The 23,931-nt window shown below is 62.6% G+C and carries 22 protein-coding genes and 1 pseudogene; 13 read left to right on the forward strand and 10 right to left on the reverse strand.

The annotated features are described in order from the left end of the window. The first annotated feature begins 41 nt into the window (after window positions 1-41). Complete coding sequence (gene serB, locus AArcS_RS15485) at window positions 42-689, forward strand: phosphoserine phosphatase SerB (RefSeq protein WP_238478320.1); 648 nt, start codon at window positions 42-44, stop codon at window positions 687-689. A 96-nt stretch (window positions 690-785) separates the two neighbouring features. Then, complete coding sequence (locus AArcS_RS15490; protein WP_238478321.1) at window positions 786-1,364, forward strand: DUF7090 family protein; 579 nt, start codon at window positions 786-788, stop codon at window positions 1,362-1,364. A gap of 6 nt (window positions 1,365-1,370) precedes the next feature. On the opposite strand, the gene AArcS_RS15495 is transcribed toward AArcS_RS15490, so the two are convergent. Continuing rightward, window positions 1,371-2,147, reverse strand: coding sequence for a DUF7089 family protein (locus AArcS_RS15495; RefSeq protein ID WP_238478322.1), 777 nt, complete (start codon window positions 2,145-2,147; stop codon window positions 1,371-1,373). After that, window positions 2,147-2,236 (reverse strand): hypothetical protein, encoded by a 90-nt coding sequence (locus AArcS_RS16025; RefSeq protein WP_434803487.1) that lies wholly within the window; start codon window positions 2,234-2,236, stop codon window positions 2,147-2,149. The genes AArcS_RS15495 and AArcS_RS16025 overlap by 1 nt, the downstream gene beginning before the upstream one ends. A 115-nt stretch (window positions 2,237-2,351) precedes the next feature. Between AArcS_RS16025 and AArcS_RS15500 the strand changes: the two are divergent. Continuing rightward, window positions 2,352-2,486, forward strand: a pseudogene (locus tag AArcS_RS15500) (porphobilinogen synthase); the annotation flags it as partial. Between the two features lie 17 nt (window positions 2,487-2,503). Here the strand turns inward: AArcS_RS15500 and AArcS_RS15505 are convergent. Then, window positions 2,504-3,169, reverse strand: coding sequence for a potassium channel family protein (locus AArcS_RS15505; RefSeq protein WP_238478323.1), 666 nt, complete (start codon window positions 3,167-3,169; stop codon window positions 2,504-2,506). A 163-nt stretch (window positions 3,170-3,332) separates the two neighbouring features. Between AArcS_RS15505 and AArcS_RS15510 the strand changes: the two genes are divergently transcribed. From AArcS_RS15510 to hemB, 3 genes are all read left to right on the forward strand, one after another. Beyond that, window positions 3,333-4,742, forward strand: a complete 1,410-nt coding sequence (locus tag AArcS_RS15510; protein ID WP_238478324.1) for an APC family permease — start codon at window positions 3,333-3,335, stop codon at window positions 4,740-4,742. 15 nt (window positions 4,743-4,757) lie between these two features. Then, window positions 4,758-5,411 carry a potassium channel family protein gene (locus tag AArcS_RS15515; protein WP_238478325.1) on the forward strand — a complete coding sequence of 218 codons (654 nt, stop codon included), beginning with the start codon at window positions 4,758-4,760 and terminating at the stop codon, window positions 5,409-5,411. Between the two features lie 82 nt (window positions 5,412-5,493). Then, window positions 5,494-6,474: a porphobilinogen synthase gene (hemB, locus tag AArcS_RS15520; protein ID WP_238478326.1), complete on the forward strand. Its 981-nt coding sequence runs from the start codon at window positions 5,494-5,496 to the stop codon at window positions 6,472-6,474. Here hemB and AArcS_RS15525 read toward each other — a convergent pair. Further along, window positions 6,471-6,947: a cupin domain-containing protein gene (locus AArcS_RS15525; RefSeq protein ID WP_238478327.1), complete on the reverse strand. Its 477-nt coding sequence runs from the start codon at window positions 6,945-6,947 to the stop codon at window positions 6,471-6,473. The genes hemB and AArcS_RS15525 overlap by 4 nt on opposite strands. 191 nt (window positions 6,948-7,138) lie before the next feature. Between AArcS_RS15525 and AArcS_RS15530 the strand changes: the two genes are divergently transcribed. Genes AArcS_RS15530 through AArcS_RS15540 form a run of 3 tightly spaced genes read left to right on the forward strand, consistent with a single transcriptional unit; the run spans window position 7,139 to window position 10,717 of the window. Beyond that, window positions 7,139-8,680: a DUF885 domain-containing protein gene (locus tag AArcS_RS15530; RefSeq protein ID WP_238478328.1), complete on the forward strand. Its 1,542-nt coding sequence runs from the start codon at window positions 7,139-7,141 to the stop codon at window positions 8,678-8,680. A 42-nt stretch (window positions 8,681-8,722) separates the two neighbouring features. Further along, window positions 8,723-9,532: an alpha/beta hydrolase gene (locus tag AArcS_RS15535; RefSeq protein ID WP_238478329.1), complete on the forward strand. Its 810-nt coding sequence runs from the start codon at window positions 8,723-8,725 to the stop codon at window positions 9,530-9,532. Further along, complete coding sequence (locus tag AArcS_RS15540; protein WP_238478330.1) at window positions 9,533-10,717, forward strand: inorganic phosphate transporter; 1,185 nt, start codon at window positions 9,533-9,535, stop codon at window positions 10,715-10,717. It abuts the gene before it with no gap. A 1-nt stretch (window position 10,718) separates the two neighbouring features. Here the strand turns inward: AArcS_RS15540 and AArcS_RS15545 are convergent, their stop codons facing one another. Further along, complete coding sequence (locus AArcS_RS15545) at window positions 10,719-12,092, reverse strand: hemolysin family protein (RefSeq protein ID WP_238478331.1); 1,374 nt, start codon at window positions 12,090-12,092, stop codon at window positions 10,719-10,721. A 97-nt stretch (window positions 12,093-12,189) separates the two neighbouring features. On the opposite strand from AArcS_RS15545, the gene AArcS_RS15550 reads away from it, so the two are divergent. After that, a complete protein-coding gene (locus AArcS_RS15550) occupies window positions 12,190-12,447 on the forward strand; it encodes a glutathione S-transferase N-terminal domain-containing protein (RefSeq protein WP_238478332.1) in 258 nt (85 codons plus the stop codon). Continuing rightward, the gene (locus AArcS_RS15555; protein WP_238478333.1) at window positions 12,447-12,965 is read left to right on the forward strand and encodes a redoxin domain-containing protein; all 519 of its coding nucleotides are present in this window, start codon (window positions 12,447-12,449) and stop codon (window positions 12,963-12,965) included. Before AArcS_RS15550 ends, AArcS_RS15555 begins: the two co-directional genes overlap by 1 nt. Before the next feature lie 145 nt (window positions 12,966-13,110). Here AArcS_RS15555 and AArcS_RS15560 read toward each other — a convergent pair whose 3' ends face one another. The 3 genes from AArcS_RS15560 to AArcS_RS15570 form a co-directional block, all read right to left on the reverse strand. Continuing rightward, window positions 13,111-13,980 carry a ribose-phosphate diphosphokinase gene (locus AArcS_RS15560; protein ID WP_238478334.1) on the reverse strand — a complete coding sequence of 290 codons (870 nt, stop codon included), beginning with the start codon at window positions 13,978-13,980 and terminating at the stop codon, window positions 13,111-13,113. A 62-nt stretch (window positions 13,981-14,042) separates the two neighbouring features. Continuing rightward, window positions 14,043-14,468, reverse strand: a complete 426-nt coding sequence (locus AArcS_RS15565) for an HIT family protein (RefSeq protein ID WP_238478335.1) — start codon at window positions 14,466-14,468, stop codon at window positions 14,043-14,045. Window positions 14,469-14,673: 205 nt separating this feature from the next. Next, a complete protein-coding gene (locus AArcS_RS15570) occupies window positions 14,674-15,222 on the reverse strand; it encodes a uracil-DNA glycosylase family protein (protein ID WP_310736975.1) in 549 nt (182 codons plus the stop codon). A 163-nt stretch (window positions 15,223-15,385) separates the two neighbouring features. Between AArcS_RS15570 and AArcS_RS15575 the strand changes: the two genes are divergently transcribed. Both AArcS_RS15575 and ileS read left to right on the forward strand, forming a co-directional pair. Then, window positions 15,386-15,604 carry a DUF8151 family protein gene (locus AArcS_RS15575; RefSeq protein ID WP_238478336.1) on the forward strand — a complete coding sequence of 73 codons (219 nt, stop codon included), beginning with the start codon at window positions 15,386-15,388 and terminating at the stop codon, window positions 15,602-15,604. A gap of 66 nt (window positions 15,605-15,670) precedes the next feature. Next, window positions 15,671-18,868 (forward strand): isoleucine--tRNA ligase, encoded by a 3,198-nt coding sequence (ileS, locus tag AArcS_RS15580; protein ID WP_238478337.1) that lies wholly within the window; start codon window positions 15,671-15,673, stop codon window positions 18,866-18,868. An 87-nt stretch (window positions 18,869-18,955) separates the two neighbouring features. On the opposite strand, the gene AArcS_RS15585 is transcribed toward ileS, so the two are convergent. Both AArcS_RS15585 and AArcS_RS15590 read right to left on the reverse strand, forming a co-directional pair. Continuing rightward, the gene (locus AArcS_RS15585; protein ID WP_238478338.1) at window positions 18,956-22,996 is read right to left on the reverse strand and encodes a glucodextranase DOMON-like domain-containing protein; all 4,041 of its coding nucleotides are present in this window, start codon (window positions 22,994-22,996) and stop codon (window positions 18,956-18,958) included. A gap of 342 nt (window positions 22,997-23,338) precedes the next feature. Beyond that, the gene (locus tag AArcS_RS15590) at window positions 23,339-23,872 is read right to left on the reverse strand and encodes a heme NO-binding domain-containing protein (RefSeq protein ID WP_238478339.1); all 534 of its coding nucleotides are present in this window, start codon (window positions 23,870-23,872) and stop codon (window positions 23,339-23,341) included. Window positions 23,873-23,931: the final 59 nt, after the last annotated feature.

Raw genomic sequence — 23,931 nt, forward strand, 5'->3', positions numbered from 1 at the left:
AAATCGGTCCCTTTTCAGTCCCGGTACGCGAACGACCATCAATGACAATTGTCGCGTTCGACTTCGATGGAACCCTGTCGGATTCGGAGATGACGGTATTGCTTGGGGACCAATATGGCGTCGCCGACGAGATGGACGAGATCACCGAACGGGCGATGAACGACGAGATCGAGTACGCAGAGAGTCTCCGGAGCCGGGCCGCACTACTCGAAGACCTCCCCGACGAGAAGGTCAAGGCCGCCTTCGACGAGGTTCGTCTCCGCGAGGACGCCGCCGAGACGATCCGCCGACTCAACGAGGCGGGCATCTATACCGCCATCCTCACTGGCGGCTTCGAGCGCGGTGTCGCCGCAGCGCTTTCCCGGGAGGGCGTCGCAGTCGACGAGATCGTCGCCAACCGGCTTCCGGTCGAGGACGACGTCCTCACCGGCGCGGCCGAGGGGCCGCTGATCGAGGGAACCAAGGATGACGCGCTGGCAACCCTTGCAGAGCGACAGGACGTCGAGATGGACGATACGATCGCGGTCGGCGACGGCGCGAACGACCTCCCGATGCTCGAAGTCGCCGGATTGTCTGTCGGCTTCGAGCCGAAAGCGGCCGTCGAGCCGTCCTGCGAGGTCGTCGTGGAGAGCTTCGCGGAGCTACAGACCGTCCTCGAAGACGAGGAGGTCCTGCCGAGAGAGCAGTGAGCGGGACGGACAGTACCTGCCGAGATCCCACAAGGACACGACAACCGAACCGCCGTTACCCGCAACCTTAAGACGATTCACCAGTTTTCGACATACATGGATTACGCGCTCGCAGTTGACGGTGCGCCGGAGACGATCCCCGGCGGCACCGGCGTACTGTTGCTTCATCCCAGCACCGGTGAAACGGATCGGATCGACACCGACTTTCTGAAGACCGATACCGATCACTTCCTCGTTATCTCCACCCGAACCACTGCCCGTGAGGTCAAACAGAAACTGGAGTACTACGACGTCGACGAGACGCGTGCCGAAATCCTCGACACACTCAGTGTCGAACGAGGCTACTCCCGCCGAACCGGCGAGTCGGTCCACTACGTCGGCGCACCGGACGATCTGGACGGGATCATCGAGAAGGCCGAGGAGTTCCTCGACTCCCACGACGGCAAGCTCCGGATCACGCTCGACTCGATTACCGAGTTGGCATACTACGCAGGTGAGGAACCGGCACAGGAAGCAGTGGAGCGGCTCCTCGGATTACTTGACGATCACGACGCTGTCGGCCTGTTCCACCTCTCCAAGGAGGTCCACCCGCAAAAAGTGCTCGAGAGCTACCGCGAGCAGTTCGCTGGCGTGATCGATCTGAACGAGGACGGCGAGACGACAGTCGAGTTCTGAGCGGAGTCAGCGCTGCTCGAACGTCTTTTCTGCCCACGCAACCGCGTACTCGGCTCCCCGATCCCGGTACACGTCGGTATCGAGTGCCGTGTACGGCGCTGGAAGTTCCAGCGCGTGTTTGATCGAACTGCAGGCGAGCTCGGTCGCATCGGCGAAGTCGGTATCGCCGTGGGCCATCGCACTCGGGAGCCCAGAAAGCCGCCCCTCGATCCGCTCGCCGGCGTCCTGCCACGCCTCGCCCAGCCGTGGGTGGACGTCGAGCCACTCCGCGAAGACGTCCCGTGTCTGCAGTCCGAGCCAGCCGTCGTACAGCGCGGCGGCGATCTGATACGTACTGTTCGGGCCGAGGTCGACAGCATCGTCGAGCGCGCGATACTCCTCACCGAAGAACCCCAGAAAACCCTCGGGGGCGTCGAGGCCAACCTCGACGAGCGCTTCAGCGATCAGGAAATCAATGAAGTCCTCGGGAGAGCCCTGTACCCGGGGCTTGACGATGACGACAGGTGGGTCGGTCTGGTGAGTCCATGCGACGCTCCCGTCGCCGGGCAGCCCGATCGTGAAGTCCGACCCGGCATACCGGCGAAGCACCGTCGGCACGTCCTCGGGAAGCCACTCGGCGGGAGCGGTGTAGGGGTCGAGCGCGTCGACGATCAGGCCCAGATCCTCGGCCTGTGCGGACGGGACCGTCTTGAAATCCGACGCGGCGTCGACGACGATGGCCGCCGGGGCGTGCGCGTCGCGGACAGCATCGAGATCGTCTGGGAGATCACGTACCTGGAACATCAGGCGAGCAGGTTCTGCAGGATCAATGCGACAGCGAGCACGCCCGTGACACCGATCGTTCCGACGACGATTTTGGTAGCCTGACTCATATTCGATGGGAGGTGGGCCGGTCGCTTAAAGGCTTTCAGATACGTCCTCTCTCAGTCAATAAATCCGTTGCCGAGCGAACGATGGGATTTTGCGCCCGCCGAACCAGGCCCGGGTATGAACCTCACAGACCGCCCCCGTCGGCTTCGCCGCGACGGGATCCGCGAACTCGTCCGTGAGACGGAGCTTTCGGCAGCCGATCTGATCGCGCCGGTGTTCGTCGACGCGACGACCGACGAGCGCGTCCCGCTCTACGATGCCGTCGCTCGTCACCCACGGAACAGGTTGACTACCTCGTCGGCGACAGCCGGCTCGGTAGCGAGAATGTACTGACGCCCGGCAACGAGTTCCGTGTCGGGACCCGCGATCGAGTCGGAGTCGTTCTCCGAGATCACGAGGCTCCCCCTCGGAAGCGACACCTCACTCAGTGTTCGACCGGCAACAGGTGCGGCCGATCCCGCCGTTATTTCGAGGATCCGAACGTCACCGACCGTCGCCTTGAGCGTTCGGACGCCCGTCTCGATCGCGCTGGCCGCGGCACCGGCTCCGGATTCTTCGGGGGTGAACGTGGCATCCACGAACTCGCCGTATTCCGAGCCGTCGTGAGTGGTCCGCATGACCGTTCGAATGGACGGGTTCGTCTCCCTCGCTATCGTACAGGCGGCCAGATTCGTCCCTTCGGTATCAGTCAGCCCCGCGATGACGTCCGCGCTCTCCAGATCCGCCTGTCTGAGTACCGAGGGACGCGTCGCATCACCGTGGATCACCGTGGCGATGTACTCGTTTTCGAGCAGTTGTACTCGATCGTCCCGGCGCTCGACGACGACGACATCGTGGTCGTGTTCGGCCAGTATCCGGGCTGTCCTGAGTCCCGTGCGTCCACTCCCCACGAGGACGACACGGAGTGGCCCGTTGGAAGGTTGAAAGGAGCTCATGCCCTATCTTTTCTTGCCAATTCAAAAGAAAGTACGCACGTGGCAGGTATCGTCCTTATACGTCTTTGTATGGTATTTATTTCGTATTCTATGGGGGAAACTATTATGCTTGATCAATTATATCAATAGATTACGCTCGATGGCTCCGAGTGTGTTATAATCGATGTCCGAGCAACAGACACGGGAGCCGCAGGCCGAACTGGGGCTGCTGGATGCGACGATGATCGGGATGGGGGCGATGATCGGTGCGGGAGTGTTCGTGCTCACCGGCCTCGCGGCGGAGATCACCGGTCCGGCGGTGATCCTCGTGTTCTTCCTCAATGGAATCGTCACCGGGTTCACTGGGTTGGCCTACGCCGAACTGTCGAGTGCGATCCCGAAGAGCGGGGGCGGATACGCCTTCGTCGAGGAGATCTTTTCCGACGTGGCTGCTTTCCAGATGGGCTGGATGCTCTGGTTCGGCTACATGATCGCGGGTGCGCTGTACGCGCTTGGGTTCGCTGCGAACCTCATCGAGTGGATCCAGATTTACTGGAGCGGCTTCCCCGCTGGCTCGGTACTCGGCGGGCTTACGAGCTGGACCGTGCTGTACGCGTTCAGCGTCGTCGCCATGCTGATCGTATTGAACGTCCTCTCGACGGCTGCGAGCGGCGCGGCGGAAACCGTCGGGACGATCATCAAGGTCGGTATTCTCCTCGTGTTCTCCGCGTTCGGAGCGTTCGCAATCGATACCGGCGAGTACACCCCGGTGTTCCCCGAGGGCGTCGGTGCGATTATCCCCGCCATGGGGCTGACGTTCATCGCGTTCCAGGGATACGATCTCATTTCGACCGTGACCGAGGAAGTCGAAAACCCACGCGAGAACATCCCGAAGGCGATCTTTCTGGCACTCGCAGGCACCATTATCGTCTACCTCGCGGTCGTCGTGGTCGCGGTCGGAACCCTCAGTGCCGATCGACTCGGGGCGCAGGGGGAGACGGCTATCGCCAGCGCCGCCGGGGAGTTCATGCCCGAAATTCCGGTTCTCGGACCGGGTTCGACGCTCATCTGGTTCGGTGCGGTCTTCTCGACGCTTACCGCACTGAATGCGGTCGTGATCGCCTCCAGCCGTGTCGCCTTCGCGATGGGGCGTGATCGGCTGTTCCCGTCCCGCGTCGGACAGATTCACCACCGGTTCGGAACCCCTGCACTCGGTGTCGTCATCAGTGCCGCCGTGATGTTGTTATCGGTGGTGTTCCTCCCGATTCAGATGGTCGGCAACCTGTCGAGTCTGTTCTTCCTGCTGGCGTTCGTCGCGGTGAACGCGGCGGTGATCAAACTCCGCCGCGAGCGCCCGAACATGAACCGGCCCTACGAGATGCCGCTGTATCCAGTGCCGCCGATTCTCGGCATCGTCTTCAACATCGGCATCGCCGGGTTCCTGGTCGTCAGGGATCCCGTGACCGGAGTACTTGCGGCGGGATGGCTCACGCTCGGTGTCGGGGCGTTCTTCCTGCTGAAACGCACCGGGTTCGGCGGCGGAAAGATCACCTCGGATGAGCCCCAGACCGACCCACAGACACTCGATGACTGAGACACAGTACAATCCATGAGCACACGAGACCTCGACGTTGTGATCGTTGGCGGCGGCCGGGTTGGCCTCCGCACCGCACAGACACTCGACAACCGCGGGCACGATATCACCGTCATCGAGCAGGACCCGGAACGGAGCGATCGCATCGCCGACGAGTATATCGCCACGGTGATCAACGGTGATGCGACGCGTCCCTCGATACTCAGGCAGGCGGACCTGGAGAGTGCGGACGTGCTTGCGGCCCTGACCGCTGACCTCGGGACGAACCTCGCCGTCTGTCTGACCGCCAGGCAGTACGGTTCGCCAATACGGACCGTGATGCGACGGCTGGAAGACGATAGCGACGAGTACGGGGATCTCGTCGATTCGACAGTGTTTCCCGAACAGGCCGGGGCACGGATCGCAGCGAACGCCGTTGACTCCGGCGTCCGGGCGCTCGAAGACATGGTCGGCGACCTGGAAATCCTGGTGATCGAAGTGACCGAATCGGCGCCCGTCGCCGGCCGGACGCTCGGCGAGATCACGCTCCCGGAGGGAAGTATCATCGTCTCCGGGGCCGACGGCAACGCGACTGCCGGTGCCGGGACGAGACTCGACCCCGGCCAGTCCTACGTCGTCGCAACCGAGTCGGACGTCGAAACGGAGATCGTCCGGCTGTTCCGCGGGTGAGGTTCCGGCCCTCGGGGCTGATCTCGGCTCTCCTGCAGCCAGGAGCCGATGGGATTTTGCGCTCGCCGAACCAAGCCCGGGTATGGACCTCACAGACCGCCCCCGTCGACTTCGCCGCGACGGGATCCGCGAACTCGTTCGGGAAACGGAGCTTGCGGCGGCCGATCTGATCGCGCCGGTGTTCGTCGACGCGACGACCGACGAGCGCGTCCCCATCGAGACGATGCCGGGCCACGAGCGCGTCCCGCTTGAGGAAGCCGTCGACCGGGTCGAGGAGGTGCTCGAAACGGGTGTCAGCGCCGTCATTCTCTTTGGAATCCCGGAATCGAAAGACGCCCGCGGCACTCGGGCGTGGGCCGAGGACGGCGTGATTCAGGAAGCGACCCGGCGGATCACGGCCGAAACCGACGCCTACGTCATCACCGACCTCTGTCTGTGTGAGTACACCGACCACGGCCACTGTGGCGTGCTCGAAGACGCCGCCGCCGAGGAGCCACGGCTGACCGTCGACAACGACGAGACCCTGGAGCTGCTCTCGCAAATCGCCGTCTCACAGGCCGAGGCCGGTGCGGATATGATCGCCCCGAGTGGCATGATGGACGGAATGGTCGGAACGATCCGCGAGGGGTTGGATCGGGAAGACTTCCAGGACGTGCCGATCATGAGCTACGCGGCCAAATACGAGTCCAGTTTCTACGGTCCCTTCCGGGACGCCGCCGACGGCGCACCCGCGTTCGGGAACCGGCGACACTACCAGATGGATCCGGCCAACGCCGAGGAAGCGATCCGCGAGGTCGCCTTAGACGTCGAGCAGGGCGCGGACGTCCTGATGGTCAAGCCCGCACTGCCCTATCTCGATATCGTGCGGGATATCGACCGGAAGTTCGACCGGCCCGTCGCCGCCTATAATGTCAGCGGCGAGTACGCTATGCTACAGGCCGCCGCCGACCGGGGCTGGCTCGATCTGGAAGCCACCGCACTGGAGTCGCTGATCTCGATCAAACGCGCCGGCGCGGACCTGATCCTCACCTACTTCGCCGAGGACATCGCGGAGCACCTCTAGGGCAGCTCGGCCCCACACTCGGTGCAGGTGAACTGAAACTCGTCGTCGACCAGCCGCGTCTCCTGGGTGGTCTCGGCCTCACACGCTGGACAGTAAAGCCGGGACTGCAGGGCATCCCAGTCGTGGGTCGCACCCGGCGCACCAAGCGCCCAGCCGATCACGCGCTCGTCGCCGTCGTTGTACCCCTCCTGAAACTCGCCCGGCGGGAACCGGATCAACTCGCCCGCCCCGACCTCGACTGGCTCGCGGTCGAGACCGACGTCGAACGTCGCGACCCCCGCCTCGATGTAGAACACCTCCTCCTGATCGTGGTGGGCGTGCAGGCCGCCCGAGAACGACTCACCGGATTCGAGCTCGAAGTAGTTCATCGCGAAATCGGTCGTCCCGAGCGTGTCGGAAACGGGTTTGCGGACGCTGTGGACGCCCAGCGGACTCAGCTCGTTCTCGACGTCGTCAATGCGCACCTTCTCCATACGGGTGGCCTACGGACGAGCGTGGAAAAGAACTATCGGCGGTTCGGGCGTTTTCGCCACCGATCTCAGTCTACCGTGCAGTTTTTGACTGCAACCACTGCCACTACCAGTAAAAAGTATTGGGTGCCGGCTGAACGAACCGAGAAACGTGTATTTAGGTGCGAGGGACGCGAATTCGACCGGAGAGACCGATGTTTGACAGCGACACCCGGACTGTCGGCGAGCTCGAATCGGAGGTGGGGTCCTTCGAGGGGACGCCAACCGAGGCACTGGACGAGGACGAACGTGGCCGGCTGGTCGACGCGCTCGTCGCACTGGCCGACGCGTACGGCAGTCGGGGCGAGTTCGACGAGGAAACGAAGATGCTAGATCGACTGGAACGGCTCCACGAAGAACACCCCAACGCCGACATCGACATTCACCTCGCGGCGGCACGGGCAAACGCGACCGCGGTGGACGCACGCGATGACATCTACGAGACTGGAATCGACCCGGAACGAATCGAGAGCCACCGGGAGGCCATCGAGGAACTGTACGCGACACGGTCGGAACCGACGATCGCCGGACCGCTCGCGCAGGCGACCGCGGAGACGATCCACGCGTACGGCAAAGCCGAGGAGTCCGGACGGATCGGGCCGTTGCTCGACCGACTCGAAGCGATCTACGACCGCCACGAGGTGACCGAGGTCGCAGCCGCGGTCATGCACGGCTACGCCCACGCAGAGCGGTATCTCGGCGACGCCGAGTACCTCTCCCGGGCGGAGAATCTCTACAGTGCGCATCCCGACCGGGACGTCGCGGTCGGTCTCGCGGGCGTGCTTGCCGGGCACACCAACGTCGATGCCGCCAGCGAGGACGTCGAGGCGATCGAACGCCGAATCGCGCGGATCGAAGCCCTCGCCGAACAGTATCCGGCGGTCGAGGCGGAGATCGCTCGCTGGCTCCCGATCGCGGCAGCCAACGCGACCCGTGCGAGCTTCGAACAGGCCGACTACAGCCGGATCGAACACTGGGGCCGCAAGACCCTGGAGTACCACGATCGACTGGAGACACCGACGAGCGCAACCTGGGCAGCCGTCGCGACGTTTTATTCCGCCCGGGCGTCGTTTTTCGATGCCGACATCGAGGCGGGCGAAGACAAGCTCGACCGGCTCAGAGCGCTGGAATCGGCACACGATAACCCGATCTTCGAACACTGGCTCGGCCGGGGGATGTTCGATGCGGTGAGAGCCTACGTCGAGACCGCCCGCGCGGACCGTGCACAGGAGCTGGCCGACGAACTCGCCAAGTACGCCGAAGGCCATCAGGATCAGGCACAGATCGAGGCGGGGCTGGAGAGTCTTCGGGAGCAGGCACCCGAGATCTTCGAGGGGGACGGCGTCACCATCGACATCGGCGGCCCCGATGGGAGGGCGACCGAAGAGGATACCGGAGAACCAGGGGCGAACGGTGCGGCTGTCGATCTGAGCCCCATCCAGCCCGACGAGCAGGCCACCCTCGAAGGCAGCCAGGAGCTCAGCGAGGCGATCGACCTCCTCGACGACGAGGATCACTCGCATGGATCGTGTGAGTCAGGGGGCTGTGGGGACTGTAACTCCGATCCCGACTACGGAGAGCCAGCCAGCGGTCCAGTTATCGCGGCTGGACTGCTCGTGTTCGTCGCCGTCTTTGCCTCGGTCGTCTACGCCGGCTATCGGCTCGTGAAACTCGGCGCGTCAGCACTACGGAACTGACCTGACAGCGATCTTTTTACTCCTACCGCTCGCGTATCCGGTATGTGGAAACGGATCGCAGTCATCCTCGTGCTGGTCGTCGCGCTCGTCGGTGGCGGTGTCGTCCTCTACTTCTCGACGCCATACGAGGGGTCGGAGGCGTCTATCCAGTCCGTGCAGGACGACCCGCGCGTCGACGTCGAGACGGCCGATGGAGTCAGCGTGCTCTCCCCCGCCGACGGTGACTCCGAGATCGGCGTCGTTTTTTATCCGGGCGCACGGGTTGCGCCGAACGCGTACTACCGATCGCTCGCACCGCTCGTTACCGAGGCAAACGCCACGGTCTACATCGCCGAGATGCCGCTGAACGTCGCGCTGCTCGATGCCGACGCCGCGGACGATATTCGCGCAGACGAAGCCCAGATCGAGACGTGGATCGTCGGCGGCCACTCGCTTGGGGGTGTCGCGGCTTGCAGCTACGCCGCCGAGACGGACGTCGACGGGCTGCTCATGTTTGCCTCCTACTGCAACGACGACATCAGCGATCGTGATATCGCCGTCCTCAGTGTCACCGGAAGCGCGGATACCGTGCTCGACTGGGAGGACTATCGTGCCAGTAACGCGGATCTGCCACCTGCGACCACGAGCGAGCGGCTGCCGGACGTCAACCACACGCAGTTCGGCTCGTACCGCGGCCAGCGCGGCGATTCGATGTCTCCACTATCGTATGATGAAGCTCACGATAGACTCGCAGAAGTCCTCGTGCCCTGGATCGAGGCGCGTGTCATCGAGACACGGTTCTGCCGTGGCTGGTCGAAGCACAGTACGTATGACGGTAGACACTTATATCACCCACCGGTAAGCCCGGAGTAGATGGTCGACGCCGCGACGCTGGCAACGCTGGTTATTGCGTGTCTGGCGAGCCTCTTTATGGCCTGGGCGATCGGTGCCGGCTCGAGTGGTTCGACCCCGTTCGCACCCGCAGTCGGTGCCAACGCGGTATCCGTGATGCGGGCGGGCTTTTTCGTCGGCTTGCTCGGGTTTGCGGGTGCTGTCTTGCAGGGAGCAAACGTCTCCGAGGCGGTCGGTCGGGAGCTGATCGCCGGCGACGTGACGCTGTCCGCGACTGCGGCGACACTCGCGCTGATCATCGCCGCGACGCTCGTGGCAATCGGGGTTTTCACCGGCTACCCCATAGCGACGGCGTTTACCGTCACTGGGGCGGTCGTCGGCGTCGGACTGGCGATGGGCGGCGATCCGGCGTGGGCGAAGTACGTAGAAATTACCACGCTGTGGGTACTCACACCCTTTGTGGGCGGGGGAATCGCCTACGGAACCGCGAAACTCCTCCGGAACGAGTCGATATCGGAGCGATACGCCGTCTCCACACTCGCCGGACTGGTCGGACTGATTCTCGCGAACATCGAGTTCGTCGTGCTTGGCCCATCCGGCGAGGGTGCGACGCTTGCTGCGACGCTTGGCGAATACGTCCCCGGACCAGCGCTTGCCGGGTCGATCCTCGTCTCGTTCGTGCTGGCCCTTCTCGCCGCCGGGCTGTTGTTCCGCGAGATGGAGGAAAGCGCCGAACGGGGCGAGCGACGGTTCTTGCTGGTCATGGGTGGGTTGGTTGCCTTCTCGGCCGGCGGCAGTCAGGTGGGACTGGCAATCGGTCCACTGCTCCCACTACTGGAGCCACAGGGCATCTCGATCACAGCAATCCTCGTCGGCGGCGGAGTCGGGCTTCTTATCGGCTCGTGGACCGGCGCACCACGGATGATCAAGGCGATCGCCCAGGACTACTCCTCGCTCGGACCACGTCGATCGATCGCTGCGCTGATCCCCTCCTTTGCGATCGCACAGACCGCCGTGCTCTTCGGTATTCCAGTCTCGTTCAACGAGATCATCGTCAGTTCGATCATCGGGAGCGGCTACGCTGCCGGCGATGGCGGCGTCAGTCGGTCCAAGATGGCCTACACGGTGTTCGCCTGGGTTGCTTCGCTGGTTGGAGCGATCGTCATCGGTTTTGGCGCGTTCTCGGTGGTCGATCTCCTACTGTGAGCTACTCGTCGTTGTCTTTGTCCCCATCGTCATTGTGGGTCTCGGCTTTTAACTCCTCCAGACGAGCCTGTTTGATTCGTGTGTTCTCGACTTCCTCGACCGTGATTCGGATCCCATCGTACTCGATCTGCTCTCCTTCCTCGACGAGTCGCCCCGCACGGTTGAACACGAAGCCGGCGACGGTCTCGAACTCCTCCCCTTCAGGTAGATCGATCTCCAGCGCTTCGTTGACCTCGTGGATATTGACCTCGCCCTGAACGACTGCGCCCCTCTCGACGTACTCGATCGGTTCGTCTTCACCGCCTTCGAGAATCTCACCGACGATCTCTTCGACCATATCCTCCATCGTGATCAGGCCTTCCGTCGTCCCGAACTCGTCGATCACGATCACCATGTGCATTCGTTCCTCGCGCATCTCGGTCAGCAACTCATCGACGTTTTTCGATTCAGGAACGTGCAGGGTCGGGCTGATCAGATCTTCGAGGTCGAGATCGTTCAGGTCTGCCTCGCCGTAGTTGACGTCGCGGACGAGATCACGGATGTGGACGACACCGACGACATTGTCGAGGCTCCCCTCGTACACCGGTACGCGTGCGTGGCCGCTCTGGACGGCGGTCTGGATCGCCTCGTCGACATCCGCGTCGACCGGTACCGCTGTCATATCGAGTCGCGGCGTCATTACTTCCTTGGCGATCGACTTGTTGAACCGGAAGATCCGCTGGAGCATCTCGTGTTCTTCCTCCTTGATGACCCCCTCCCGTTCCCCGGTCTCGATCATCTCCTGAATCTCCGAACGAGTAACGTAGCCGGACTCGATGGCTGCCTGCCCGCCGGTGAGCCTGTTCACCTGCCGCGTGAGCACGTCGAACGTGACCACCAGGGGCAAGAGGAGATAACCGGAGAATTTGAGCGGCCGTGCGATCCGTAACGCCCACGACTCGGTGTTCTCGACCGCGTATGACTTCGGGGCGCTCTCGCCGAACAGCAAGACGACGGCAGTGATCCCGAACGTCGCGGCCGCGACCGCCGCCCCCTGACTGAGATACAGGGCCAGCAGGGCGGTCGCGATCGAGGACATCGCGATGTTGACTAGATTGTTCCCGACCAGAATGGTTACGAGTAGCCGGTGGGGGTCCTCCTTGAGCTGTTTGAGCGTCGAGGCACCACGTCGACCCTCATCGACCAACACGTCGGTCCGATACTCCGGAAGAGCGAACATTGCGATCTCCGAAGATGAGAAGAAGGCAGACAGACCCATCAGTATGACCAGCGTCGTGATACCGACGAGGGTGACCGTCGAGTCCGTGAACTCGACACCGAACAGGGAGAACGCGAGCACAGATGACTGGAGAATCGACGAAAGAGGGAACACCATGTTCGGATACGTTGACTGTCGGGTGAATTAACTCTTGTGCGCTGACCACGGTGATGCCGACGCCAGCGTTTTGCCTGCCGCGACCGAACCGCCCAGTATGAGCGACCCCTCGATTACCGTGTATCGATTACAGGCCTGTCCGTTCTGCGAGCGGGTGATCCGGACGCTTGACGACCTTGACCTCGACTACCGCTCCCGGTTCGTCGAGCCGATGCACTCCGACCGGAACGTGGTCAAACGGGTGAGCGGGAAGCGGTCGGTTCCTGCACTCGTCGACGAGCGAACGGGCGTCACGATGTCCGAGAGCGCCAACATCGTCGAGTATCTCGAAGGAATGTACGGGGGTGATACCTGATGGTCGATCTCGATTTCGACGTCGTCCAGTTGCCAGACCGCGAGCACGTCGAAACGGGTGAGACCGCACCGGATTTCACGCGCCCGCTCGTGAACGACGAGTTCTGGGAGGACCGGTCGCTCTCGGAGCTGACTGACGGGGGACCGGTCCTCCTCGTCTTCTACCCGATGGACGGCGCGTTCCCCGCGACCTACATCTGGAAAGAGCTTCGAGACCGGGCGTGGGACGAGACTTACGACGTGCGGATCGTCGGCTGTTCGATCTCCGACCCGTACGCCCACAGGCGGCTGATCGAGGAGCGTGGGATCGACTACGAGCTGTTCAGCGATCCGAACAATACCGTCGCCGTCGAGTACGGCGTCCCGCACGATCTGGACGGGATGACAGGTGTCTCCGAGCCTCGCCCTGCGGTCTTTCTGCTCGACGAGGAGCGGGTTGTCGAGTACGCGTGGGTCGCCGGGAAGTGGCCCGAGTTCCCCGACTACGACGAGGTCGAATCGGCGCTCGGCGAGCTGTAGAGAGTTGCGTCGCGAGTTGCGGGCAAACAGGCGACACGTCGAGGACACGACGCGGCGTGTCGCACAGCCGCGCAGACCGCCGTCGTGTTGTCGTAGCTAGAGCACAGCGACTCTGGCCGCCCGATCACATATAAACGCTCGGCCCTCAGAACTGCTCTTCGAGCGCGTCGGCGATCGCTGGGGCGGCGCTGACCGCGCTATGGGGGCGCTCGATCGTATCAGTGCCGTAGATCGCGTCGACCCCGGCACGCGAGAGCTTCGTCACGGCGTTTTCGGCGAGCAGAGGGTGGACGCAGGTGACGAACACCCGGTTCGCGCCACGCTCGTGAAGGATCTCAACGGCTTCGCTCATCGTGGAACCGGTGGCAATTATATCGTCGACGACCACCACGTCCCGCCCCTCGACACTCGCATCGCTCGGCGAGATTTCGACCTCGGTCCCCGAATGCCGGGTCTTCTCGAAGTAATCGATTGCCCCCGTTCCGGCGGTCTCCTGTACCGTCTCGGCGAGGTCGATCGCACCGGCGTCGGGCGAGAGAAAGAGCGGATCAGCGAGATCATCGGGGAGCGGTTCGGCCAGTCGTCCTGCCGCGCTGACCGAGGTAGCAGTCGGCTCGAAGAAGTCACAGACGTCTTCCTCGTGTGGGTCGATCGTCAGCACTCGGTCGGCACCAGTGCTGATCGCGCGGGCGACAGCGCGGGCGGAGACAGGTTCGCCCGGATTGAACGCTCGATCCTGCCGTGCGTAGCCCATGTACGGGAGGACAGTAACGACGTCGTCGAACCCGGCTTCACGGGCGGCGTCCTGCAACTGGAGGAGTTCGAGGTGTGCGTCGCTGGTCGGCGTCGAGGCCACGACGATCGCGCGGTCGGTACTGGTCGGTGTCACGTCGCCGATGCTCGCCATCACCTCGCCGTCCGGAAACCGGTCGAACGCGACCGGGGCGAGCAGCTCGTCGAGTAGCTCGGCCAGTTCGGCCGCGAGCGACTGGGAGTGGCGTCCGCTGAGGATCATACCCGATTGAACTCCGGCCGACGTTAAACGCGTTTTCGTTCGGGGCAGCGACCGCCCGCGGATCAGGCGCGGGCTTTGATATCTTCGACGATATCGTCGAGGTCCTCCTCTGAAAGATCAGGGCGCTGTCCCGCGATAGCGTGAACCGGCGCGCCGCCGTCATCCTCGAACCGGGGGATGATGTGACCGTGAACGTGTGGGACTTCCTGTCCGGCTTCCGCGCCATTATTAAAGGCGACATTGGAGGCGTCGGCCCCGACGGCGTCCTCGACGGCCGGGACGAGGTAATGAAGCGTGTCGAACACCTCCGCACCCAGATCCTCTGGCAGGTCGTTCAGCGTCTCGTGGTGTGCTTTCGGGATCACGAGCGTATGGCCGGGCGAAAGCGGGTTGGCGTCCAGAAACGCCAGCGTCTCATCGTCCTCGTAGACCGTTCTGCTCGGGATCTCGCCGTCGATGATCGCACAGAAGATACAGTCCTCGCTCATATCCCACATGTCGGCGGCCGGTAGCAAAAACGTTGTCCAGCCGGCTGCGGGCTGCCTGTCGATCCGACAACCACGGGGCCAGCATCGACGTGGAAATAGTTCCGGTATCCGTATGCTACAGATTTCGAAGTATGGAACTACTGATTATGTAGCGTTACACTACAGTTTTTGTAGCTAAAGACGAAAACTTTCGAGGTGTTCGATCTCACCCGACGAACTCGTCCAGACGCTCGGCGACCGTCGTGACGTACTCGTCGGATTCGTAACCGAGCCGGGCGATCCAGACGTCCTGATATGAGGGATGCAGAACCGGCAGGACAGCGGGGTCGATGCTCGCTGGGTCGACTGGGTCGAGGACACAGTCTAAAAACCCATCGAGCGACCGATCAGCGAGGGCAAAGACCGACGCCGTGGCGTGTTTGCCGGCGGGCACGATCACGCCGGGATCGATCTCGTCGAGTTCGGTTTCGAGATGAGTGCGACAGGTCGCCCGCTCCTCGTCTGTCGGTTCGCGGTTCGAACCGTCATCGCCTTCCGGGAAGCACTTGACCGCGTTGGTGTAATAGGCGTCGTTGCCGTAGCCCGCATCGGCGAGCAGTCGTCTGATTCGCTGGCCGGAATGACGCGTCGTGAACGCCTTGCCCGTCCAGTTGCCGCCGCGCCATCGCTCGTTGGGGCCTCTCCGGGCGACAGCCCCGCGCCGGGCGCTTCGCCGACGACAACGATGCTGGCGTCGAGCGGGCCGGTTCCCCACGAGATGCACTCCCGGGAGTCGGCGAGGGCAGGACACCGCTGACAGTTCGGTTCGAGGACGTTACAGGAGTCCGGGAACTCGAGCATAATGGTTCGGGAAGGAGCGATCGGACAAAGCATCACCGACAGAAAGACCCATATCGGATCGGGGAGTTTGATGCGGTATGCAATTGGATGTACTCGTCGAACTGGTCGCGTACCTGCTGCTTGCGGTCGTGATCACAGGCCTCGGTCTGCTGGCGGAGCTACAGAGCCTCTCCTATCTGCTGAGCGGTGAGACGATGGCAGCACTCTGGCTCGCCGGAATGGGAATCCTCTTTCTGTACGCGGGCGTGTACATGCTCGGTTACGGAAAGCTGATGCCCGCGGTTCGACAGCTCTGAGAGAAGGGCCCGAGCGTCGCCGGTCGTACCGATTGCCCTTTGTTTTCGGAGTGAGATAGGCCGTGTATGGATAGATTTCGGGAAGTCGACGACCAGTACGATCCGGACGCGGTAGAAGACCGCGCGTTCGAGTACTGGGAGGACGTCGACGCCTACGAGAAAGCGAAAGCCGAGCGTGAAGGGGCCGAAGAGTTCTTTTTCGTCGATGGGCCACCGTACACCTCCGGTGCGGCCCACATGGGCACGACGTGGAACAAGACGCTGAAAGACGCCTACATTCGCTATCTCCGGATGTCCGGCTACGACGTCACCGACCGGCCGGGCTACGATATGCACGGCCTGCCGATCGAGACGAAAGTCGAGGAGCGTCTGGGCTTCGAGAACAAAAAGGACATCCAGGAGTTCGGCGAGGAAGCCTTCATCGAGGAGTGCAAGGAGTTCGCCGACGAACAGCTGGAGGGGCTCGAATCCGACTTCAAGTCCTTCGGCGTCTGGATGGACTGGGACGACCCCTACAAGACGGTGAACCCGGAGTACATGGAAGCGGCATGGTGGGGCTTCGAGCAGGCCCACCAGAAGGGGCTCGTCGAGCAGGGCCAGCGCTCGATCTCACAGTGTCCCCGGTGTGAAACTGCGATCGCCAACAACGAGGTCGAGTACGAGGACGTCACCGATCCCTCGCTCTACGTGAAGTTCGATCTCGTAGATCGCGATGGCCAGCTCGTCATCTGGACGACGACGCCGTGGACGATCCCGGCGAACACCTTCGTCGCGGTCGACGAGAAGCTGACCTATCAGGGCGTCCGCGCCGAGAGAGATGGAAAGGAAGAGACACTCTACATCGCCGAGGCCTGCGTGGAGGACGTCCTTCGGGAAGGTGGCTACGAGGATTACGAGGTCGTCGACGAGGTCACCGGCGAGGAGATGGTCGGGTGGGAGTACGAGCATCCACTGGCCGAGAACGTCGACCATCCCGGCGGCGATGGCGCTTTTCAGGTGTACACTGCTGAGTACGTCGAGGCCGACCGGACGGGACTCGTCCACTCCGCACCCGGCCACGGTGAGGAGGACTTCGAGCGCGGGCGCGAACTCGGCCTCGACATCTTCTGCCCAGTCGGCGGAGATGGCGTCTACACCGCTGCGGCAGGAAAATACGCGGGCGAGTTCGTCAAGGACGCCGACGAGGAGATCATAGACGACCTTCAGGACAGCGGTGCAATGTTGCACTCCGGTGAGACCCACCACAGCTACGGCCACTGCTGGCGCTGTGATACCGGCATCATCCAGATCGTCACTGACCAGTGGTTCATCACAGTCACCGACATCAAAGACGAGCTGCTCGACAACATCGAGGACAGCGAGTGGTATCCCGGGTGGGCACGGGACAACCGCTTCCGTGACTTCGTCGAGGACGCACCGGACTGGAACGTCTCGCGCCAGCGCTACTGGGGTATTCCGGTGCCGATCTGGCTTCCGGAGAACTGGAGCGGCGACATGGACGACGCCATCGTGATCGGCGACCGGGAAGAACTGGCCGAGCGTGTCGATCAGGAGATCGATCCCGAGAGCGTCGACTTGCACAAGGGCACCGTCGACGAGTTGACGATCACGGAGGACGGCGAGACGTATCGCCGTGTCCCCGACGTCTTCGACGTCTGGCTCGACTCCTCGGTCGCGACGTGGGGGACCCTCGATTACCCGAGCAACGATACTGACTTCGACCGGCTCTGGCCCGCCGACCTCATCATCGAGGCCCACGACCAGACCCGTGGCTGGTTCTGGTCACAGCTCGGCATGGCCACCGCGGCGATGGGCGAGATTCCGTACAACGACGTCGTGATGCACGGCTACGCCAACATGCCCGACGGGCGCGGGATGTCCAAGTCCAAAGGCATCACCGTCGAGCCCGACGAGGTAATCGAGGAGTACGGCGCGGACCCGATGCGCCTGTTCCTCCTGTCGGTCAACCCGCAGGGCGAGGACATGCGCTTCTCGTGGGACGAGACCGAGAGCATGCAGCGCAACCTGAACATCCTCTGGAACGTGTTCCGGTTCCCGCTGGAGTATATGCGTCTCGATGGGTTCGATCCAGCAGAAACGACCCTCGAAGACGTCGATGACGATCTCGATCTCGTCGACGAGTGGGTGCTCGCCCGGCTACAGAGCGTCGTCACGGAGATGACCGAATCGTGGGACGAGTACCGACAGGACCGAGCGATCGACGCACTGCTGGAGTTCGTCGTCGAGGACGTCTCGCGCTTTTACATCCAGGTCGTCCGCGAGCGAATGTGGGACGAGCAGGGATCGGCGAGCAAGCAGGCCGCTTACGCAACGTTTTACGAGGTTCTGGAGACGGTCGTGCGTCTGCTCGCGCCCGCCGCCCCGCTGGTCAGTGAAGAGATCTACCGGACCCTCACCGGCGACACCGGCAAGGACACCGTTCACGCGCTCGACTGGCCCGAGGCCGACGAGTACTGGGCCGACGAGCAGTTAGAAACCGACGTGGCGCTCCTGCGGGCCGTCGAAGAGGCGGGGTCGAACGCCCGCCAACAGGCGGAACGAAAGCTCCGCTGGCCGGTCACCCGTGTGGTCGTCGCAGCGGATGACGACCGCGCCGTGGAGGCCATCAAACGTCACCGCGATCTGCTCGCCGACCGGCTCAACGCCCGTGAGATCGAACTCGTCGGAGTCGGCGAGGACTGGGGCGAGCTCGCCTACAGCGCCGAAGCGGACATGAGCGAACTCGGCCCGGCCTTCGGCGGCCGCGCGGGCGAGGTTATGAACGCCCTCAACGAGTCTCGCGTCGACGAGCCAAGTCTCGATGTACTCGAAGCCGCCGTCGCGGACGTCCTGGAGGGCGAGTCACTGACTGACGCGATGGTCGAGTTCGTCACCGAGACGCCCGAGGGCGTCACGGGGACCGCGTTCAGCCGCAACGGCGACGACCTCGGCGTCGTCTACGTCGACACCACCCTCACCGAGGACATCGAAAGCGAGGGCTACGCCCGCGAGGTGATCCGGCGAGTCCAGGAGATGCGCAAGGAAATGGATCTGGACATCGAAGAGCGGATCCGCCTCGACGTCGAGATCGCTGACGATCGTATTGCGGAACTCGTCAGAGAGCACGATGAGCTGATCGCTGAGGAAGTGCGTGCTGACGAGATCGGAGACGTCGAGGACGGATACGAGAAGACATGGGACGTCGAGGGTGTCGAGATGGAGATCACGATCGCTCCTGTCGCGACGACCGAAGCCGCCGAGTAGCACAGGGTACTCTTCGCGTTATTGTACCAGTCAAAAGCCGGTACTCCGCGGTTGAGTCGAGAAAAACCGGAGTAGCTGATCTGTAGTCTATTCTTCCGTGTCTTCGTCGGCGTTCTCGGAGAGGCGCTTGGCTGCGAGCGCACCGGCACCGACGCCGGCCGCACCCGCTGCGACGCCGAAGCCGGGGAGGCCATCGTCTTCGTCGTCGTCTTCTTCCTCATCTTCCTCACCGTTTGCCGGCTCGGGCTCTTCGTCTCCGAGCGCGACGAACGGGATCTCGGGGGTCGTATCCTCGTCGTACGCGAGCACGTCCGCGCGGCTCTCGCCCTCTGGCAGGAGCAGGTCCATCGCGGCCGGGTCGTCCGCATCCGGATCGCCACCGCCGATCGCGTGCTCGCCCGGATCGGGGTTGATCGGCCGGATGTCCCCATCGCCGAAGCCATCGAACGGCGTCATGATCGCGGCAAAGGAGACATCGTCGGTCCAGTCGACCGCGCTCTTCGGGAAGTCGACAGCGACCGTGTGATCGTCGACCTGCTGGTACTCTACATCGCCGGAGACGGGCTCGCCCTCGGCGTCCTCAATATCCGTCGTTCCTTCACCGTGTGCGAGCACACGCGTTTGATGGGGCGTCGCGAAGCCGAAGTTCGTTCCGGCACGACCCTCGGTGCTCTCGGGGCCGTCGGCCTCCGGCGAGTTGATGTAGATCTGGACGAACTGGTGGGAGACCGGATCCAGTCCCCACGGGTTCTGGATCTCCTCGTTCATGGTGAACTCGAACTTGACGCGGGCGGGCGACTCGTGGATGGTCACGGACTCGACATCCCAGGCACCCTCGTAGTAGTCGTCGCCGGTCGGGTAGGTGAACTGATCGGGACCGTACGGTTCGCCGTCGGTGCCGGTCTCGAAGTGTTCGACCTCCTCGAACTCGGCGATCAGCGAGTCATAAGGGATCTCTGCGAGTTCTCCTTCGGAGTACGCGAGGGCGTCCTCGTTGCTCTCCACACCGGCGCGGTCGATTACGTTCGGCGCATACTCGTTTTCGGCACCGCCGAAGACGTCCTCGCCGGCGTCTGCCTCAACCGGGCGGACGTTGCCGGGCGCGTCACTGTCGTAACCGAGCATCAGTGCGGCGATCTCCATCTGATCGAGTCCGCCGTCGATCGCACTCTGTGGGAACTCGAACAGCATGGCCTCGTTCGCGTTGTTGACCGTGATCTCGCCCGAGGCGAGCTCCTCGCCCTCGTAGTTTTCGAGACGGGCACCGTGTTCACCGTCGGCGATGAATCGATAGTGGTACGGTTCCTCGAACGTCGCGTTAACTCCCTCCCGGGCATCAGTTGTGCCGCCGTCGACATCGGGATGGCGGATATATACTTGCAGATGTTGATGGGAGAATCCGTGCTCGTAGTCCCACGGATTGGTCAGGTCGCCGTCCACTTCGACGGCGAACTGGTAGTCGTTTCTCGACTGATGGACGTCAAAGCGGGTTAGATCGAAGGCCCCCTCGTCGAAGTCGTCGCCGGTCGGATACTCGTAGGTCCCCGGTCCGGCGTCGGTGCCGCTTTCGGCCGAGAGCTCGATAATCATGTCGCCGATCGAGAACAGCGACGGCGTCTCCAGCACGGCGAACGTGTCGACCTCGACGGTGACTCCCGTGTCACTGACATCGGTCGCAATATCTTCGCCGGTGACCAGATTGACCGTATCGACTTCCGGGCGCAGGATCGGTTCGACGGGATCGTCCTCGAAGTTCACGATACAGATAACGGTCTCGGGCCCGTCGATGTCGTCCAGTTCCGAGGCATCACGGCCGAACACGATCATGTTCGGGTTGTCGAAGTCGGGGTCGTCGAGTGGGAACGCGTACGCACCACGGAGCTCTGCTTTCGGTTTGAGCGCGTCCAGTTCTTGGTAGGCCTGGTTGACCTCCTTGAAGAACTCGAGGTGGTCTTCGTCGTACTCGTCCCAGTTCATGAAGGCGCGTTGTTTGCCGCCTTCACGAACGTCAGCCCCGATATCGAGTTCGCCATCGGTGATGCCACGGTTATCCTCGTCGAACGCATCCATATCGGTCGCCGGCCAGCGGTTCTCCCCGTAGCGACTGATCTGTCGTTCCTGTCCGTAGTAGAACTTCGGAACGCCGGGCAGACCGATACAGGCCGCCCACGCGGCGCGCTCACGTCGTGCGCCCGCTTCCCACTCCTCGTCGGGAACCTCGTCGCGGTCTTCAGGGTCGTTGAGGTTCCGAACGATGCTGTTGAGGAGCCGTTCCTCGTCGTGGTTCTCGACGTAGTTGAGGATCAGCGAGTGGTCCGGGAACCCATCCTCGGTGCGGGCCTCGATCGAGTCGATCAGCGACTGTGCGCCCGTATCGCCGGCGGCAACCGACGCAGCGGTGCCGGTGAACCCGTCCGTATCGAGATGCATATCGAAGGCGTTCTCGGCCATCTCCGGCTCTTTCGGGATCGTCTCGTCGAGCATGAGGAACTCCTCATCGTTCTCGCGGACGATCTCGCGGATGTCTTTCCACATACTGATCGGAACGCCCCAGGCGATATCACAGCGGAACCCGTCGACGCCGACCTCGCCGGACCAGAAGTCAGCGAACGCGAGCATATGCTCGCGGACGGCGACGTTGTCGAAGTTGAAGTTCGGCATCACACGCAGACCGAAGAAACCGGTGTTCGCCGGCGCGGGATCCGCGATTTCGGCGGTTGGGTCTTCCTGTAGACCGTCGACCGTCGAGGCAGCCTCGACGCGATCCCACCAGTCGAAGTACTTCGAGTCCTCGTCCCACTCGTTGACCGAGGGATACTCGAACTCGGCGTCGATCAGCGCCTGCGATCGCTCTTCATCCTGGTCGGCGATCGTGTCCTGAAAGTACGGATGGCCACGTCCCGCGTGATTGATGACGAGGTCGAAACAGACCTTGATATCTCGCTCGTGACACTCGTCGACGAACTCTTTGTAGGCTTCGATCGGCTCTTTGCCTTCGGGAGCCAGATCCTCCGCGATTCCGAAGTAGTCGTTCGTATCGTAGCCGTGGGGACCGCCGCCAGCTGGCTGGTCGCCCGGCCAGTTCGAGAGGTTCTGTTCTTGGAACATCTTGTCGACGCTCTCGGCTGGTACGACCGGTGTCAGCCAGACCGCGTCGACGCCCAGCTCTTCGAGATAATCGAGTCCACGCGCGCCTGTCTCGTCGTCGCCGTTGATGAGCGTGTCGAACGTGGTCGCGCCGCGTTCACCCGCCCACGAGCGTGGGAAGATCTGGTACATGATCCCCTCTTCCATCCACTCGGGCGCGCGGTTGGGAAGGTGGGTTTCCCCATCGGGGTGGAGCTCGATAGTGTCGATCATACTGCGTGCGCTCCCGTCGTACGCCGCGACGTGGACGCGTCCGCGCTCGCCGTCCAGCGCGCTCTCGGGGACGGTTGCCTCGAATCCGTCGGTATCGATGTCGTCGGTATCGAGTGCGTCACGGTCGTCCGCGAGGAAGACGACCTCCAGATCGTCCGTCAATGCATTGCTCGCCGGGTTGAGTTCCGGATTCGCGTTGAGGGTGAACTCGCCGCCGTCGTGCTCGCCCTCAAGTTCGACCGTCGGACGTGGGCCGTCGCCCTCCGGGAACGCGTGGATAGTCATTTCATGTGTCCCGTCCGGGGCGTCCAGTTCCAGCACGTATCGCCCAGGTTCGTCGGCGACGAACTCTACGGCGTGTTCTTTCTCCGTCGAGTGGCGCGGCACTGGCGCTTCGTCGTGTGTGTGCTCGAACAACAACTCGGCGTCGCTACCGTCCGGTTGTTCGACGAGCGACCACTCGAAGTCGTCGCTGTCGTAATTGTCCGGATCCGCCTCGAAGTCCGGAATACGCGGTGCAATGTTGTCACGGGAGCCAAACGACCACTCACCAATATCTTCGGGGTTCGAAATCATCTCGCCGACTTCGACGAACCGCGGATGTCCGGGGTGATATGAGTCGGGACCGTCAGCGTGACGCTGTTCGTAGTTGTCGACCGAATCGGCGCCGGCAGAGAACGGGGTGAACCAGAGTGCACCCGCACCCGCCATTCCGCCGAGTACTGTTCTGCGTCTGATATCTGGGTTGAGGGAGTTGTTGTTACTCATGATATTGTTAAATAACGTGTGTCTGCGAACCAGGAGACCATCGGGAAACCGCCTCCTCCAACGACGTTATCCGAAACCGCTGTGGTAGCAAACGGATAACGGTCGCGGACAGTTCGTGGACAGCCGTGTTGCGGTTCGAACCGCTGCCCACGTCCGCGACTGGTTTGGCTGCGACTCATCAACACACAGTGAGGTAATAGTTCATCATGTATAATACCACATTTACAACTAGTATTTGCCCCTAGTCTATGATCTCGTAATCAAGTATATAATGAATGTTATTTCTGCAGTGTGTAGTTACCACTCTGAACGAGCTGTGGTACAGGTCGAATACAGGGCCAGTCAGTCGAGTGTAACGTGTAGCTCACACCGATCGGCACCCGCCTGCAGACAGGCTGGTTCCACGATTTCTGCCGTCCGTTCGTACTCGTCAGCGATACCGATCACGATGCCACGCAGTACCGTGCAGAGCTGGCGGTCTGAACGATACGTCAGCACGACTTCGTTCCCATCAGTCCGCGTCGAAACGGTCGACGACGTACTGTGCTCATCATCGGAGTCGAGTTGCTCATAGATCGAATCTAGCGCGAGTAATACTTCCCGAGCGTCCCAGTCGTCACGAATGTGTGCTTTGAACGTATCGAGTAACGACGGTGCCAGCGACCGGCCGAACGACTTGTGGAGCGAGGCGTCGGGCCGCCCACTCAGTTCGGAGAGCGCCGTTGCCGCCCGTGTGAACTCCTCGTCAGGGTAGTCAGTGACGGGAAGATAGAGCGTCGGCTCGAGACCTGCTTCGTCAACGACCGCTTCCCAGTTGATCCCATCGACCTCCGTTTCGACGAACTCCTTGAACGCCTTATGAACGATCCCGTGCATACCGTTACTCACCCTGCCAACTGATCGACGTAATCATATGTTGGACTACAGACCTACAA

The organism is Natranaeroarchaeum sulfidigenes, from assembly GCF_017094485.1.
Lineage (GTDB): Archaea > Halobacteriota > Halobacteria > Halobacteriales > Natronoarchaeaceae > Natranaeroarchaeum > Natranaeroarchaeum sulfidigenes.